This window comes from Brevundimonas sp. AVps7 (assembly GCF_058681545.1).
The window spans coordinates 2834992-2849724 of record NZ_CM178742.1; the positions used below are offsets into that span (position 1 = coordinate 2834992).

Annotated in this window: 13 protein-coding genes; 7 read left to right on the plus strand and 6 right to left on the minus strand. The window is 67.0% G+C overall.

Annotated features, from left to right (window positions below):
- Window positions 1-74: 74 nt before the first annotated feature.
- Window positions 75-1277 carry an acetyl-CoA C-acyltransferase gene (locus ACW17Y_RS14140; protein WP_492036317.1) on the plus strand — a complete coding sequence of 401 codons (1203 nt, stop codon included), beginning with the start codon at window positions 75-77 and terminating at the stop codon, window positions 1275-1277.
- Between the two features lie 195 nt (window positions 1278-1472).
- On the opposite strand, the gene ACW17Y_RS14145 is transcribed toward ACW17Y_RS14140, so the two are convergent.
- Complete coding sequence (locus tag ACW17Y_RS14145) at window positions 1473-2174, minus strand: helix-turn-helix transcriptional regulator (RefSeq protein ID WP_492036318.1); 702 nt, start codon at window positions 2172-2174, stop codon at window positions 1473-1475.
- Window positions 2175-2281: 107 nt separating this feature from the next.
- Between ACW17Y_RS14145 and ACW17Y_RS14150 the strand changes: the two genes are divergently transcribed.
- A complete protein-coding gene (locus tag ACW17Y_RS14150) occupies window positions 2282-2893 on the plus strand; it encodes a glutathione S-transferase family protein (RefSeq protein WP_492036319.1) in 612 nt (203 codons plus the stop codon).
- Between the two features lie 6 nt (window positions 2894-2899).
- On the opposite strand, the gene ACW17Y_RS14155 is transcribed toward ACW17Y_RS14150, so the two are convergent.
- From ACW17Y_RS14155 to otsB, 3 genes are all read right to left on the minus strand, one after another.
- The gene (locus tag ACW17Y_RS14155; protein WP_492036320.1) at window positions 2900-4327 is read right to left on the minus strand and encodes an alpha,alpha-trehalose-phosphate synthase (UDP-forming); all 1428 of its coding nucleotides are present in this window, start codon (window positions 4325-4327) and stop codon (window positions 2900-2902) included.
- A 93-nt stretch (window positions 4328-4420) separates the two neighbouring features.
- On the minus strand, window positions 4421-6223 hold the full coding sequence (locus ACW17Y_RS14160) for a glycoside hydrolase family 15 protein (RefSeq protein WP_492036321.1): 1803 nt from the start codon (window positions 6221-6223) through the stop codon (window positions 4421-4423).
- Window positions 6220-6990, minus strand: a complete 771-nt coding sequence (gene otsB, locus ACW17Y_RS14165; protein ID WP_492036322.1) for a trehalose-phosphatase — start codon at window positions 6988-6990, stop codon at window positions 6220-6222. The genes ACW17Y_RS14160 and otsB overlap by 4 nt, the downstream gene beginning before the upstream one ends.
- A gap of 228 nt (window positions 6991-7218) precedes the next feature.
- On the opposite strand from otsB, the gene ACW17Y_RS14170 reads away from it, so the two are divergent.
- The 5 genes from ACW17Y_RS14170 (at window position 7219) to ACW17Y_RS14190 (ending at window position 12917) form a co-directional block, all read left to right on the plus strand.
- Window positions 7219-8214 (plus strand): KpsF/GutQ family sugar-phosphate isomerase, encoded by a 996-nt coding sequence (locus tag ACW17Y_RS14170; protein ID WP_492036323.1) that lies wholly within the window; start codon window positions 7219-7221, stop codon window positions 8212-8214.
- 164 nt (window positions 8215-8378) lie between these two features.
- A complete protein-coding gene (locus ACW17Y_RS14175) occupies window positions 8379-9743 on the plus strand; it encodes a glycosyltransferase family 4 protein (protein WP_492036324.1) in 1365 nt (454 codons plus the stop codon).
- Entirely contained in the window at window positions 9740-10993 is a 1254-nt protein-coding gene (locus tag ACW17Y_RS14180) for a glycosyltransferase family 4 protein (protein WP_492036325.1), read from the plus strand. Before ACW17Y_RS14175 ends, ACW17Y_RS14180 begins: the two co-directional genes overlap by 4 nt.
- A 90-nt stretch (window positions 10994-11083) precedes the next feature.
- Window positions 11084-12223 carry a polysaccharide biosynthesis/export family protein gene (locus ACW17Y_RS14185; RefSeq protein WP_492036326.1) on the plus strand — a complete coding sequence of 380 codons (1140 nt, stop codon included), beginning with the start codon at window positions 11084-11086 and terminating at the stop codon, window positions 12221-12223.
- Window positions 12224-12227: 4 nt separating this feature from the next.
- Window positions 12228-12917, plus strand: coding sequence for a hypothetical protein (locus ACW17Y_RS14190; protein WP_492036327.1), 690 nt, complete (start codon window positions 12228-12230; stop codon window positions 12915-12917).
- Here the strand turns inward: ACW17Y_RS14190 and ACW17Y_RS14195 are convergent.
- Window positions 12914-13915: an LLM class flavin-dependent oxidoreductase gene (locus ACW17Y_RS14195; protein ID WP_492036328.1), complete on the minus strand. Its 1002-nt coding sequence runs from the start codon at window positions 13913-13915 to the stop codon at window positions 12914-12916. The genes ACW17Y_RS14190 and ACW17Y_RS14195 overlap by 4 nt on opposite strands.
- 164 nt (window positions 13916-14079) lie before the next feature.
- Complete coding sequence (gene ppa, locus ACW17Y_RS14200) at window positions 14080-14646, minus strand: inorganic diphosphatase (protein ID WP_425992218.1); 567 nt, start codon at window positions 14644-14646, stop codon at window positions 14080-14082.
- Window positions 14647-14733: the final 87 nt, after the last annotated feature.

A 14733-nucleotide genomic window follows, 5' to 3' on the forward strand; every position in this document is an offset into this window, starting at 1 on the left:
ACCGACCAGAAATCTGGTCAAGTCGGCCAACAAGATCGCCAAGGTCGCCAAAATCGACCACCAGGGAGAGAACAATGCGTGAAGCGGTAATCGTCTCGACGGCCAGAACCCCGATCGGAAGGGCCTATCGGGGCGCCTTCAACGACACCCAGGCGCAACAACTCGGCGCCCATGCCGTGAAGCACGCTGTCGCCCGCGCCGGGATCGACCCGGCCGAGGTCGAGGACGTCGTGATGGGCGCGGCCCTGCAGCAGGGATCGACCAGCCAGAACGTCGCGCGCCAGATCGCCCTCGCGGCCGGCCTGCCTTCGACCGTGGCCGGCATGACCATCGACCGCCAGTGCGCCTCGGGCCTGATGGGCATCGCCACGGCGGCCAAACAGGTGGTGTTCGACCAGCAAAAGGTCGCCGTCGGCGGCGGGCTGGAGTCGATCTCCCTGGTCCAGAACCAGCACATGAACCTGTACCGGATGAAAGACGAGGCGCTGCTGAAGCTCTCGCCCCACATCTATATGTCGATGCTGGAGACGGCCGAGGTGGTGTCGCGCCGTTACGGCATCTCCCGGGATCGCCAGGACGAGTACGCCCTGCAATCGCAGCAGCGCACGGCCGCCGCCCAAGAGGCCGGCCGTTTCGATGCCGAGATCGTGCCCATGACCACGACCATGCAGGTCGTCGACAAGGCGACCGGTCAGGCCTCGGCCCGGGAAATCACCCTGTCGAAGGACGAGGGCAACCGCGCTGACACGACCCTGGAAGGCCTGAAGTCGCTGAAGCCCGTCTTCGGTGGCGGCGAGGAAATCCAGCAGGGCGAGTTCATCACCGCAGGCAATGCGTCCCAGCTGTCCGACGGCGCCTCCGCCTCGGTCATCATGGAGGCCGGCGAGGCTGTGCGTCACGGCCTGCAGCCGCTCGGCGCCTATCGCGGCATGGTCGTCGCCGGTTGCGAGCCGGATGAAATGGGCATCGGCCCGGTCTATGCGGTGCCCAAGCTGCTGAAGCGTCACGGCCTGACCATGGACGACATCGGCATCTGGGAACTGAACGAGGCCTTCGCCGTCCAGGTCCTGTACTGCGCCGACACCCTGGGCATCCCGATGGATCGCCTGAACGTCTCGGGCGGCGCCATCTCGATCGGCCACCCCTACGGCATGTCGGGCGCACGGATGACCGGCCACGTCCTGATCGAGGGCAAGCGTCGGGGCGCCAGGTACGGCGTCGTCACCATGTGCATCGGCGGCGGCCAGGGCGCGGCCGGGCTGTTCGAAATCTACTGAGGACGCCCGAAAGCCGCGCCCCATCTGGAGTGGCCCGAAACGCGAGCGTTTCGGGCTGCGCGGCCGGGCTGTTCGAAATCTACTGAGGACGCCCGAAAGCCGCGATCCATCTGGAGTGGCCCGGAACGCGAGCGTTTCGGGCTGCGCGGCGGGACTGTTCGAAATCTACCAGGCCAGGCTTCGGCGGCGTCGGGGTCAGTGCTCCTCGACGCCGTACTGATCCCGCAGATAGGCCCGCCAGCGCGCGCGTAGCGCCGCGGGCCGGGCCGGATAGCGTTCGTCCAGAACCTCGGCGACCAGCACACGGTCGGTCCGGAACATGCGGAAGTCGTCACGGGTCTCGCACCAGGCGATGATGATGCGGGTGGTCTCGCGATAGGCCACCTGGAACGGCCAGATGGTGCGCCGGGTCTCGACCTCCTTCTCATCCTTATAGTGGAGGGCCACCTTGCGGGCCGCGTGAATGGCCCCGCGCATGGCGGCCATGTCGAGGGTCTCGGGCAGGACGTTCCAGCTCCTGGGTGCGCCCAGGGCCGGCTCCAGCACCACCGGCCGCAGCCTTTCGGGCACGGTCGAGGCGATCTTGGCGATCAGGTCGCGGGCGGCGCGCGCCAGGGCCGCGTCTCCCCTGCCCGCCACCCACTGGGCGCCGAGAACAGCCGCCTCCACTTCGTCGGAGGTCAGCATCAGGGGCGGCATGTCGAAGCCGCTGTCCAGCACATAGCCGATGCCCGCCTCGCCCCGGATCGGCACCCGTTGGCCCATCAGGGCGGCGATGTCGCGATAGACGCTGCGTTTCGACGTCTCCAGCTCCACCGCAATAGACTCCGCCGTCACCGGCTGGGAGCTCCGCCGCAGGAGCTGGACGATCTGGAACAGGCGGTCGGCGCGTCTCATGAATGGAACCCTGGCGTACCGATGCTGACAGCATGCTGGCAGCAGGGTGGCGGTAGTCAATCTGTCAGGGCCGAGGCAGATCGCCGAGGCGGATGGGAGAGACCTCTATGCTGACGCTTTTTCACGCCCCGCAATCGCGTTCGTCGCGCCTGGTCTGGCTGATTGAGGAGCTGGGGGCCGACTGCCGGATCGAGTATTGCGACATCCGCCGCATGATGGACGGAAGCGGCGCGCCCGATCCGAAGAACCCGCATCCGGACGGTAAGGTCCCGGCCCTGATCCACGACGGGTCGCTGATCACGGAATCGGCGGCGGTCGCCCTCTATCTGACCGGCCTGCACCCGGAGGCCGGGCTGGGCTTCCCGCAGAACTCGCCGCATCGCGGGCCGCTGCTGACCTGGATCTGCTGGGCCGCGGGGGAGATGGAGCCGGCGATGTGGGGCAAGATCACCGGCGCGACCGAGCGTGATCCCTTCGCACTGGAACGCTATGAGGCGGCGATGGCGCGGATTCTGGAGGCCCTGTGGGTGGGCCCCTATCTGATGGGTGACCAGTTCACGGTCGCTGACGTGATGATCGGCGCCTCCATGGGCTGGGGCCGGGAGCATCTGCCGGACAGCCCGCTGATCGACGACTATCTGGCGCGTATCCAGATCCGACCGGCGTATCAGCGCGCGATGGCGAGGGACGGCGAGATCGTGCGCAGCGCGGCGGCCTGAAGCCGATCAGGCGGCGTCGGCGTGGCCCTGATGGAAGGGCGCGTCGCCGTCGCCGACGATCTCCACCGCGTTGAGCGCTCCAACGAAACTGTCGCGCCAGATGCCGACGTCGGTGTCGCGCACCACCTGCATCAGCGCCGTCCATTTCCGGATCCGCTCGGTCAGCGGCATGGTCAGGGCCTTCTTGATCGCGTCGGCCACTTCCTCACGACTGAACGGATTGACCAGCAGGGCCTCGCCCATCTGTTCAGCCGCCCCGGCGAACCGGGACAGGATGAGGACGCCGGGATCGTCCGGGTTCTGGGCGGCGACATATTCCTTGGCGACGAGGTTCATGCCGTCGCGCAGCGGCGTCACCAGACAGACCTTGGCGGCGCGATAGATGCCCGCCAGCTGATCCCGCCGATAGGAGCGATTCAGATAGCGGATCGGCTGCCAGTCCATGTCGGCGAACTCGCCGTTGATCCGGCCGGCCAGGGCGTCCAGCCGGGCGCGGATGTCCTGATAGGTGTCCACGTCGTCGCGGCTGATCGGCGTCACCTGCACCAGGAAGACGTCGCCGCGCATGTCGGCATTGTCCTGCAGGAACTGCTCGTAGCCGAGCATCCGTTCCTCAAGCCCCTTGGAGTAGTCGAGCCGGTCCACGCCGACCATCATCGAGCGGAAGGCGGAGGATGCCGCCATTCGGTCGTAGGTGCGGTTTCCCTCTCGCGAATTGCGGGCATCGACGAATCCCTGGACGTCGATGCCGATCGGGAAGACGCCGATCTGAACCCGGCGATCGAAGGCTTCAAGCCCGCCGTATCCGGACAGTTCGCCTCTCGCCTCAGAGATTACATAGTCGCGGAACAGATCCAGCCATTCCTGGGTCTGGAAGCCGATCAGGTCGTAGGCGAACAGGCTCTCCACCAGCCGCCGGTGGTGCGGAAGGGTCACCAGCAACTGCCTCGCCGGCCAGGGCGTATGCAGGAAGAAGCCGATCCGGTTCCTGATGCCCAGCCGCCGCAGATCCCGCGCCATCGGGATCAGGTGATAGTCGTGGATCCAGATGACGTCGTCGGGCTCGAGCAGGGGGGCCAGCACCTCGGCGAACCGCCGGTTCACCCGCTCGTAGCCCTCGCCATAAGACCGCTCGTAGGCGGTCAGATCGACACGGTGGTGGAACAGGGGCCACAGGGTCTTGTTGGCGTAGCCGTTGTAGTATTCCTCGACGTCCTGGGCTTCCAGATCCACGAGGGCGACGGTGACGCCGGCGCGGTCCTCATAGTTGAGTTCGCCGGTGAAGTGTTCGGTCGTCTCACCCGACCAGCCGAACCACAGACCATCATATTTTCGAAGCGCGGCGGACAGGGCCATGGCGAGGCCGCCGGCGGACCCGGCGGCCGGGTCGGTCGGCGCCGACACCCGGTTGGAAACAACGATCAGACGAGACATGCCGCCTCAAACGCCAACGCTTGAGTTTAGCTGCAACGCAACATCGTGATCGCCTCCGGGTTGACGCTCTGGCGCCTGAAATCCGTACCGAATTCAGCGAACGTCCGTCCACGAACGGCTGAGCAGGATGGCGCAGTTGATGATGCCGACCAGCGAATAGGTCTGCGGATAATTGCCCCACAGTTCGTTGTCGCCGAGCGATATGTCCTCGCTCAGCAGACCCGCGTGCGTTCGTCGCGCCAGCATCTGTTCGAAAATCTCGCGGGCCTCTTCGTCCCGCCCGTTCTGGTGCAGCGCCTCGATGAACCAGAAGGTGCAGAAGTTGAACGCCGTCTCCGGCTCGCCGAAGTCGTCCGGGATCACATAGCGGAACAGGTACGGCCCCTTTTTCAGGTCGCGCTCGATGGCGTTGAACGTGGCGACCTGGCGTGGATCGTCCGGGGCCAGGAAGCCGAGGTCGACCAGCTGAAGCAGAGATGCGTCCAGCTCCGTCCCGCCAAACGAGGCGCCGAACCGCCCCTCCTCCGGAATGAAGGTCTCCGCCTCGATCCGTTCCCGGATCGTCTGCGCCCGCTCGCGCCACACCACGGCCTGCAGATCAAGGCCCAGGTGGTCCGCCGCCTTGCCCAACCGGTCGCAGGCAGCCCAGCACATGACCGAGGAATAGGTGTGCACCCTGGCGATCGTCCGGAATTCCCACAGGCCCGCATCGACCTGATCATGCATGGCGAAGGCCCGTTCGCCGACCTTCTCCAGGGCATGGAAGTCGTCGATCGAGCCCGGCCGCAGCAGGCGCTGATCGTAGAAGGACTGGACCAACGGCAGGACGATCTGTCCGTAGACGTCGTGTTGCAAATGCTCGCGCGCCTGGTTGCCGACCCGGACGGGCGTCATACCGCGATAGCCTTCGACAGACGTGACGATCCGCTCGTCGATGTCCTCTTCCAGTCCCACGCCATAGACGGGCTGGACGTGGCCGCCGGCGGACGAGTCCACGAGGTTCCTCAGATAGACGAGGTAGTTCTCCAGCATGTCGACGGCGCCGAGCCGGTTCAGGGCCCGGACCGTGTAGTAGGCGTCCCGGATCCAGCAGTAGCGATAGTCCCAGTTCCGCCCGCTCTCGGGGAACTCCGGCACCGAGGTGGTCATGGCCGCGACGATGGCGCCTGTCTCCTCGTAGGCGCAGAGCTTGAGCGTGATCGCGGCCCGGATGACCGCCTCCTGATAGTCGAGCGGGATGTAGAGGGTGCGGACCCAGTCCTTCCAGTAGGCGACGGTGCGATCCAGCGTGGCCGAAACGCCGGGCCCGACCTCCTGGTCGTAGCCCTCGTCCGGGCCGAGGAAGAAGGCCAGCGACCGCTCCAGCCGGAACACCCGCTCCTCCAGCACATGCGAGACTGGACAATCGGTAGTCAGCCTCAGGGTGACGTCGGTGCACAGGTAGCGGATGTGGTTGGAGCCCGAGGTCAGGTCCGCCCGACGCGCGCCCCAGTCGGCGGAAGGTCTCAGACGGACGCGGATTCGCGGAGCTCCGTTGAGCGGCCGGATGATCCGCGCGAAGGCCAGCGGCCGGTAGGTCCGGGAATGCTTCAGATGCCGGGGGGCGAAGTCGATGATCTCCACTGCCGCGCCGTCATGCGCCGTCAGGACGGTACGCAGGACCGGTGTGTTGTCGATATAGGCCTGGCTCACATGTTTCAGGCCCTCAAGCTCGATTTCCCAGAAGCCGTGCTCGGGAGTTTCGCCGTTCATCAGGGCCGAAAAGACCGGATCGCCGTCGACACGCGGCGCGCAGGCCCAGACAAATCGACCGTTGCGATCGATCAGGGCGGAGAGGGCGCAGTTTCCGATGGGCGCGAGATCCAGCGAAGGACGCAGGGGCGAGGCCATGGTCATTGCTCCGCCTCCGCTGCGACAGCCTCAAGCCAGTCCATCACGGCCGCAACGTCGCGCAGACCATAGCGCGCCGCTGTCGCCCGGTACGGACCGACCAGCACGCCGAAGCCGCCGAGGCTCTCGGCCGCGCGGAAGCCCGCCTCGTCGGTCAGGTCGTCGCCCAGCATGACGGGCACGGCGCCTGAGAACGGCGGCTCGGCCATGAAGGCCGTAACCGCTCCCCCCTTGTCGGCGCCGGGAGTCCGGAGCTCCACCACCATGTGGCCGGGCTGGAGCGTCAGGCCGGTGGTCTCGGCGAGACCGCGCGCCAGGACGAGGGCTTCGCCGGCGCTGGAGGGCGACTGCCGATAGTGGAGGCCGGTCGAGATCCCCTTGTCCTCGACGAGGACGCCCGGCCGGTCGGCGGCGAAGCGCCGGAAGGCGGCCAGGGCCTGTGCGACGCCGGGTGAGGCCGGGGCACGATCCACCGCGCCGTCCCGTCGTCGCCGTTCCAGCCCGTGCACGCCGGCGGCCGAACGGGAGGCGCGGCCAGCGATCCGGTCGATCTCGCCCAGGGTCCGCCCACTGACGATCGCCAGACGGCCGTCCAGCACCTGGTCGAGCCGGGTCAGGACCGCAGTACGCCGCGGGTCGGCCACGACGGCGTCCGGCGTTGGCGCCATCGGAGCCAGAACGCCGTCGAGATCAAGAAACAGCGCAAGGGACTGCGCCAGCGCCACCGGGGGCGCGGGCAGGGTTTCGGCGAGCGTTCCGGTATCTGACAGCATGAAAATCCAAACGAGTTGACGGCCCCGCATGCCCAACGCGCCCGTCCGGCAAAGGTTGACCGGTTTCCGTCTGAACTTGCGTTACGATGACCTCTCACCACCTTCAGGCCGTCCCCGCCCCTCCATTGTGAAACCCCGCCGGATGGGGCAATTCCGCTCCACGACGACGACAGACGCCCGCCGCGCGCACGCGCAGGCTGGAAGGGCGCCGCATCAGAAAGACGGCTCATGCCCCTCGACGCCCCCGCCTCCCCGCCCGAAGCCGTCGGCGCCATGACGGCACGCGCGCGCGAGGTGATCCGGCTGAACATCGAGGCCCTGCAGGCGCTGGAACGGACGGTGGATTCCAGCATCGCGCGCGCCTGCGACGTCATCCTGTCGCGACCCGGCTATGTCGTGGTCACCGGCATGGGCAAGTCCGGCCACATCGGCGGCAAGATCGCCGCCACCCTCGCCTCCACCGGCACCAACGCCTTCTTCGTTCACCCGGCGGAGATGAGCCACGGCGACCTGGGCATGCTGCGCGGCGACACCACCCTGCTGGCCATCTCGAGTTCGGGCGAAAGCCGGGAACTGCGCGATCCCCTGCTGTTCTGCCAGCGCAACGACATTCCCGTGATCGGCATGACCCAGCGCGGGTCGTCGTTCCTCGCCCGCATGTCGGCGGTTCCGCTGGTCATGCCCAGCGTGGCCGAAGCCTGCGCCAACGGCCTGGCGCCCACCACCTCGACCCTGATGACCCTCGCGCTCGGCGACGCCCTGGCCATGGTGCTGATGGATCGACGCGGTTTCTCGGCCACCGATTTCGGCATGCACCACCCGGGCGGATCCCTGGGCATGAGCCTGCAGAGCGTGCGCGAATGGATGGGCGACAATCATGCACCGCCGCCGACCGTGCCGCTGGACGCCGTCTTCGCCGACCTGGTCGCCCGTATCACCGAGGGCCGCAAGGGCGCGGTCGCCGTGCTGGATTCCGACGGATCCCTGGCCGGGATGATCACCGATGGCGACATCCGCCGCGCCTTCGCCCAGGACATCAGCCGCATCACCGCCGCCGACATCATGAGCAAGTCGCCGATCACCGTCACGCCCGACCAGCGGATGAGCGACGTGGTCGACCTGCTGACAGCCAACAAGATCTCGAACCTGTTCGTGATCCAGGATGATCGACCGGTCGCCATCGTCCATGTCGCCGAACTGATGCAGGCGGGTTACGTCTCCTGACAGCAGGGCCGCTTGCGGTTGACCCCTGCCGGGCAAGGGTCTACCCCGCAAGCCAGCCGCGCGACGCTTCCGCCGGTTCGGAAAAACCACGCCGAAGGCTGGATTTGGATACGCCGTCTGATGTTGCCGAGCGGTCCCTTCGCTCTGATCTTTCTAGTGTTTTCGTGAGCGACGCGCCCATGACGCCGGTGAACGCGCCAGGCGTCCCCTCGTCTGCGAAATCACGGTCCACGATCTGCGTGGATGGGTTCAACATCGCCATGGCCAAGGGGTCGGGCATCGCCACATACGGCCGCAACCTGCTGTCGACCCTGGGCCGGCTCGGGATGGACGGACAGGTTCTGTACGGGCCCGCCGCCAAGCGCTCGTCCAGCAATGTCGTGAACGAAGCCGCTCTGGTCGATCCGGAGCGCCCGGGTCCGAAAGTCAAAAAGTTCGAGCGATTTCTGCGCACCTACACCAGCCGGTTCGGGCAGTCGGCCTGGCCGATCCCGCCCAGCGGCGAAGTCGTCTGGCCGTCGCGTGGCGGCCGGCCGGAAGCGAACGCCTACTGGGCGGCCCGGGACCTGTTTCAGGTCTCCAATCGCTGCTTCAATGCCTACGGCAAGGAGACGCCGGTCGATTTCGAAGCCTCGGGCGAGATCAAGCGACCAGACGCCATGCAATGGACCGCCACCTTGCCGCTGTATGCGCGGGGCGTGCCGAACATCTACACGATCCACGACCTGATCCCTCTGCGCCTGCCGCACACGACGCTGGATGACAAGGCGACCTATATGGCGCTGTGCAAGATGATCGCCCGGCGCGCCGACCACATCGCGGTGGTTTCGGAAACCACGCGACAGGACGTGATCCGTCTGCTCGACGTCTCGGAGGATCGGGTCACCAACACCTATCAGGCGGTGGACCTGCCCGAAGTCCTGACCAGCCGTACCCAGGCCGATGTGACCATCGAACTGGAGGGCGTCTTCAACCTCGGCTGGAAGGAGTATTTCCTCCACTTCGGCGCCATTGAACCGAAGAAGAACCTGGGCCGCATCGTCGAGGCCTATCTGGCATCAGGCGTGGAGACACCGTTGGTCATAGTCGGCGGTCGCGCCTGGCTGGACGAAGGCGAGACCGCCCTTCTGAACCAGGTCATGCGCGACGGCGGGCCGAGCGCCCAACGGATTCGACGCTATGAATACATGCCCTTCTCGCTGCTGATCAGCCTGATCCGCGGCGCCAAGGCGACCCTGTTCCCGTCGCTTTATGAAGGCTTCGGTCTGCCGGTGCTGGAGTCCATGGCCCTGTCCACCGCCGTTCTGACCTCCACCGGCGGTTCGCTGCCGGAAGTCGCCGGCGACGCGGCCGTCATGGTCGATCCCTATGACGTCCAGGCCATGACGCGCGGTCTGCGCGCCCTCGACGCCGACGAGGCCATGCGGGACGACCTTGTGCGCCGTGGCCTGGTCCAGGCCGCGAAATTCTCGGTCGAGGCCTATCAGGGACGGCTGTCCGCAATGTACGGCCGCCTCGGCCTGTCGTGACGCGATCGGTCCTCTTTGACGCCAGCCGGCTGCTGAGCCGGGTCGAACGGACCGCGCCGACGGGGGTGGACCGCGTCTGCCTGGCCTATGCGGAATGGCTGCTGTCCCTGCCCGATGTCCAGGTCACTCCCGTCAGGAGCCGCAATGACCAGCTGGTCGTCGTCGACGAGGCCTGGTTCCGAAAATGCGTGGTCGCCATGCGATCCCGCTGGACCGGCGCCTTCTTCGAACGCTCCCTGACAGACGACGAGATGCGGCTGATGACCGCGCTCAGCGGCGACTCGAAGTCGTCCGACTCCGTCATTGGGACCCCGCCGACCGATCCGGGACGGACGCCGGGACGACGTCGGCGCGTTTGGAAGCAGTTCTTCCGCTCGCAGTGGATCCAGAAGCTTCCGGACAGCACCCTCTATTTCAACGTGGGCCACACGGGGCTGGGCGATGTTCGCGTCCTGACGGAACTTCGCGATCGGGGCATCGAGCGGATCGTCTTCCTGCACGACCTGATCCCCATCACCCACCCCGAGTACTGCCGGCCGGGCGACCGCGACAAGCATCGCGAGCGGGTATTGAACACGCTGAACACCGCGTCCCGGATCGTCGTCAACTCGCGCTATACGGCCGATGAGCTGGCCACTTTCGCGGCTCGCGAAGGCGTGACGCCGCCGCCGATCCATGCCGTGCATCTGGGGCTGGAGCCGACCTTCCTGACGCCTCTGACCGCGGCGACCCCCCGGCCCTATTTCGTTCACATCGGTACGATCGAGGCGCGCAAAAACCTGGCCTTCCTGCTGACCATCTGGCGGCGGCTGCACGAGCGGATGGGCGATGCGGCGCCCCAGCTGGTTCTGGTCGGTCGCTACGGCTGGGAGAACGAGGCGGTGCTGGATCATCTGGAACGCTCGCCCGCCCTGCGCGGTCTGGTGCATCAGGCCGCCGACCTGCCCGACTCGGCTCTCGCGACCCTGATGGCCAGCGCGCGCGCCCTGGTCGCCCCGTCCTCGGTCGAGGGTTTCGACCTGCCGGCAGTGGAGGCGTCCGCCCTCGGCGTGCCTCTGATCGCCTCCGATATCCCGGTTCACCGCGAACTGGTGCCTGACGCGCAGCTGATTGATCCGCTGGACGGACTCGGCTGGCTGGATGCCCTCGAAAAAGCCACGCGACACCCGCCGAAGGCTGCGTCATTCACGCCCCCGACGTGGGACCGGCATTTCTCCGAGGTCGGGCGGCGGGTCGGCTTGACGGATTGACGCCGTGGCGCGTTGTACGACGACGACTTGCGCTGGCGCGCCAGGTCAAAGGCCGGTAATCACGGCGCTCTACTGCTGAGTTCGGACACCATGACGCGATCCATCCTCGCCCTCCTGATCGTCGCCATTCTCGGCGGCTGCTCGACCTTGCCGCGGGACGGTCCGTCGAACCGCGCAGTCGTGCGTGGCGCGGAAGAAGCGCGCGACTATGCGATCGTCGATCTGGACTATGCGGCGGCTGAACGCATCAAGGCCGTGACAGGTCAGCGTTTCGGCTCTCTGGCCGGGGCGGCCAGCACAGCTCCGGTCGACGTCATAGGGATCGGCGACCAACTGGCGATCGCCATCATGGAACCCAGCGGCTCCCTCTTCGGCGGGGGACCCGCCTCGTCAGGCGTTCGATCGGGCAATCAGAACCTCCCCATCTCGACAGTTGATCGCAACGGAACCGTCGCCGTGCCCTTCGCCGGCGGAGTGGCGGTCGCCGGACTGACGCCGAGCGAAGCTCAATCGGCTATTCGTCGGGCCCTGCAAGGCCGGGTCGGAAACCCGCAGGTCAGTGTCACCATCGCGACCAATGTGTCGAACGCAGTGACCGTGCTGGGCGAAGTCAAGGACCCGGGTCGTGTGCCGCTCTCGACCAACGCCGACACCATTCTGGACGTTATCGCCGCCGCGGGCGGTTCGGCCCGACCGTCTCAGGATGTCGAGGTTCGAATCCGGCGAGGCGACCAGACCTTTGTCGCGCCTCTCACCGCAGTCACCACGGACTTCTCGGAGAACGTCCGCTTGCAGAGCGGCGATCAGGTCAACCTGACCTATCAGCCGCGCCGCTTCTCCTCGTTCGGCGCTCTCGGCGCCGTCACCCAGCAGGACATGCCTGCGGGCGAGCTCACACTGGCCGACGCCCTCAGCCGGTCGGGTGGCCTGAACGACAGCGCCGCAAACGCGCGCTCGGTTCTTATATTCCGCTTCGAGCGTCCCGAGGTCGCCGAGGCGCTCGGAGTGACCCAGGCCGTCACTGCCAAGGGGGTCCCGGTGGTCTATCGATTGAACCTCGAAGAAGGCGTGGGCTTCTTCACAGCTTCCAGCTTCCTGATCCAGCCGAACGACATCATCTATGCTCCGCGCGCCCTCTCGGCAGAGGTCGGCAAGTTCTTCGGCCTCGTCCAGCAGTTCAGCCGTGTCGTGTACGACCTGTCCGTGACGAGCACGCTGAACAGCAACTAGTCAGATGGCCTCCTGGCGAACCTGGTTTGGGGGCGGACGTCGGCGTCGAGGCGCCGGTTCGACCGCGATCGCACAGGCGGCGGATGTCTGGGAACGAGCAGGAAAGGCCTCGACAGCCAGTCTGCCGATCATGGCCAAGGTCGAGAAGCTGGCCCTGCAGGTTTACAGCGACCACCACCTCCCGACCCAACCGGGCCACTACCGGCGCGGCCCCTCGGCCGACGGATGGGTCTTCCTCGGCGAACATGTGGACGCCGAGGCGCGCTGGTCGATGCTTCTGGCCAGCCCTCCCGAACAGGGCTGGCGATATGCGACTCTCGAAGACATCGGCCGTTTTCCCGGAGCGCCCCCGGAGTTGCAGGCGGCGTCGAACATCCTGTCGACCTGTCGTCATTTGAAGGGCCGGCTTCTCGGCCGGGAACCCGGCGAGCCCGGAGACGATATCCAGACGGCGATCCGCCTGGGCATCGACTGGCGGGAACTGCAGGATCTGATGACCTGGCGGGAGACGTCGAAACTCAAGCTGACGACCCCGACCGACACCCTGCCGCTCGCCGAGCCCAAGACGGCGGCCGCTCACCCACCCGGGGAGCCCCGACCGCCCGCCCAAACCGAAGCTGCGGCTGCGACTGCGGCCAAGCCGCCGCGCAAACCCCGCGCGCCGCGGAAGAAGAAGACGCCCGAGACGACCTAGGCTGCGGCCCGCCCGTCCGCCATCGCCCCGGCCAGCAGTTCCAGCGAGCGGACCCGCGCGTCGTGGTCCCAGATCTGGCTGGTGATCATCAGCTCGTCCGCGCCCGTCGCCGCCGTGAAGGCGTCGATCGCAGCCCGCACGGTCCCGGGCGACCCGACGGCGGAACAGGACAGGGCCTGGGCGATCATCGCGCGCTCGCCTTCGTTCAGGCTCTCGGCGTATCCGGCCTTCGGCGGCGGCAGCTTGCCGGGACGGCCGCTCCTCAGGTTCACGAAGGCCTGCTGGACCGAGCTGAACAGCAGCCGGGCGGCCTCGTCCGTCCCGGCGGCGAAGACGTTGTAGCCCAGCATCAGATACGGCTTCTCAAGCCGCGCCGACGGGCGGAAGGTCTCGCGATAGATGCGTATGGCCGACATCATCTCGGACGGCGCGAAATGGCTGGCGAAGGCATAGGGCAGGCCCAGATGAGCGGCCAGCTGGGCGCCATAGGTCGATGAGCCGAGGATCCAGACCGGAATGTCCTGCCCCTCGCCAGGGTTGGCCCGGATACGCTGGTCATCCGATGCGGGCTCGAGCCAGTGCATCAGCTCCATCACGTCCTGCGGGAAGCCGTCGACGTAGCCCTGCAGGGTCCGCCTCAGGGCGCGGGCCGTGGCCTGATCCGACCCCGGCGCGCGGCCCAGACCCAGGTCGATCCGGCCGGGATAGAGGGCATTCAGGGTGCCGAACTGCTCGGCGATCACCAGAGGGGCGTGGTTGGGCAACATGACCCCGCCGGCGCCCACGCGGATCGTCTTCGTCGCCCCCGCCACCGCCCCGATCACCACCGAGGTGGCGGCCGAGGCGATCCCGGCCATGTTGTGGTGCTCCGCCAGCCAGTAGCGATTGTAGCCCAGCCGCTCCGCGTGCCGTGCGAGGTCGACCGTATTCGCCAAGGCGCGGGAGACGTCGGAACCCTCGGGCACCGGCGCGAGATCGAGAACAGAGAGTGTTGCCATCCCCGCCATATGGGGACGGCCGGCGCCCCCGCAATCCGCAGTGTCGGGATTGTAGCTCAGCCGCAGACCAGGGCGCACTCAAACCCGAAAAACGGCCCGAAAAGCCCGTCACAGCAGAAATCCGGGCGTCGAACGAGATTTTATCGTCGACGCTCCGGAGCGGATCAGGCGGCGTTGGCCGCCTTGCCGCTTTTGGCCTTCTCGGCCGCCTCATAGGCGCGCATGCCTTCGACGATCAGCTCGGCGGCTTCGCCGGCGTCGCCCCAGCGCTTCACGCGGACCGACTTGTTCTTCTCCAGATCCTTGTAGCGGGTGAAGAAGTGCTCGATCTGCTCGACCATGATGGTCGGCAGCTGCCGGTAGCTGGCGATGTCGGTATAGTAGGGGTGCAGGGCGTCGACCGGCACGGCCAGGATCTTGTCGTCACCGCCGGCCTCGTCTTCCATCATCAGCACGCCGATCGGGCGCGAGCGGATGACGCAGCCCGGCACCACCGGCGTCGGGTTCAGCACGATCACGTCGCAGGGATCGCCGTCGTCCGCCAGGGTGTGCGGCACGAAGCCGTAGTTGCCCGGGTAGTACATGGCCGTGTGCAGGAAGCGGTCGACGAACAGGGCGCCGGACGCCTTGTCCATCTCGTATTTGACCGGCAGGCCCCCTTGCGGGATCTCGATGATCACGTTCAGGTCCCAGGGCGGGTTCGGACCGACGGGAATGGCGTCGATGTTCATGGCGGGCTCGGTTTTGTGCGTCTGCGAAGGGAGGCGGGCGTGATAAGCCTCCCGGCGGCGAACGGCAAGCGCCGGCGAGGCCGCGCG